The sequence below is a fragment of the Elstera litoralis genome, assembly GCF_000963705.1.
Taxonomy (GTDB): domain Bacteria; phylum Pseudomonadota; class Alphaproteobacteria; order Elsterales; family Elsteraceae; genus Elstera; species Elstera litoralis.
In genome coordinates this window covers 1-916 of the sequence record NZ_LAJY01000617.1, presented here as the reverse complement: position 1 = coordinate 916, position 916 = coordinate 1, and the positions used below count along the sequence as shown (strand labels likewise).

The 916-nt window shown below is 59.3% G+C and carries 1 protein-coding gene and 1 pseudogene; both read left to right on the top strand.

The window, feature by feature from the left end; translation table 11 throughout:
• Positions 1 to 547: pseudogene (gene eno / locus VZ95_RS18295) on the top strand (phosphopyruvate hydratase); the annotation flags it as partial.
• Positions 548 to 643: 96 nt separating this feature from the next.
• Positions 644 to 901: a hypothetical protein gene (locus tag VZ95_RS18290; RefSeq protein ID WP_045777135.1), complete on the top strand. Its 258-nt coding sequence runs from the start codon at positions 644 to 646 to the stop codon at positions 899 to 901.
• Positions 902 to 916 lie beyond the last annotated feature (15 nt).

The following is a 916-nucleotide window of genomic DNA, read 5'->3' as shown; positions in this document are numbered from 1 at the left end:
GTCGGAATTCTTCAAGGGCGGGCTCTATAAGCTCGACGGCGAAGGCAAGAGCCTGGATGCCGCCGGTATGGTCGCCTTCTACGAAGATCTCTGCGCGCGCTATCCGATCATCTCCATTGAAGACGGGATGGCCGAAGACGATTGGGCCGGCTGGAAGCATCTCACCGACCGTCTCGGCAGCAAGGTGCAGTTGGTCGGCGACGATCTGTTCGTTACCAACCCGAAGCGCCTCGCCGAAGGGATTGAGAAGGGCGTCGCCAATTCGATCCTGGTGAAGGTCAATCAGATCGGCACGCTCAGCGAAACCCTGGATGCGGTCGAAATGGCCCATCGCGCGGGCTACACCTCGATCCTGTCGCACCGCTCGGGCGAAACCGAGGATGCGACCATCGCTGATCTCGCGGTTGCCACCAACTGCGGCCAGATCAAAACCGGCTCGCTGTCGCGCTCCGACCGGATGGCGAAGTATAATCAGCTTATCCGCATTGAAGAGCAGCTCGACACCACCGCCCGTTACCTGGGCCGGGCGGCGTTCAAGCAGCGCTAGAAAGCGGGGCAGGGGATCGGCGCAACGCCGATCCCCAAGGCTCCTGACAGGCGGGTTTCTTTCGGGTATCCTAATCGGATAAAAGGGAGAGGCATTATGTCTGAGACGCGTTCGACCTTAGAAAATATTGCCCACGCGTTTGCGGGGGAGCTTGAAGCGCGCGATGATCGGCTTGCGAAGCTGATTACCGACGGGTTCGATCAGCTCAATACGCGCTTAGCTGCGGTGGAGCAGCGCTTAAGCACGCAGGACCAGCGGCTGACCGCGCAAGAGCAGAGTGATCGGAATTTGCTTCAGGCTATGGGCAATTTGCAGGGGCAGATTGCGGCCCTAAGCCGGGTATCTCGAAGCTAAGGCTTGGGTATATAA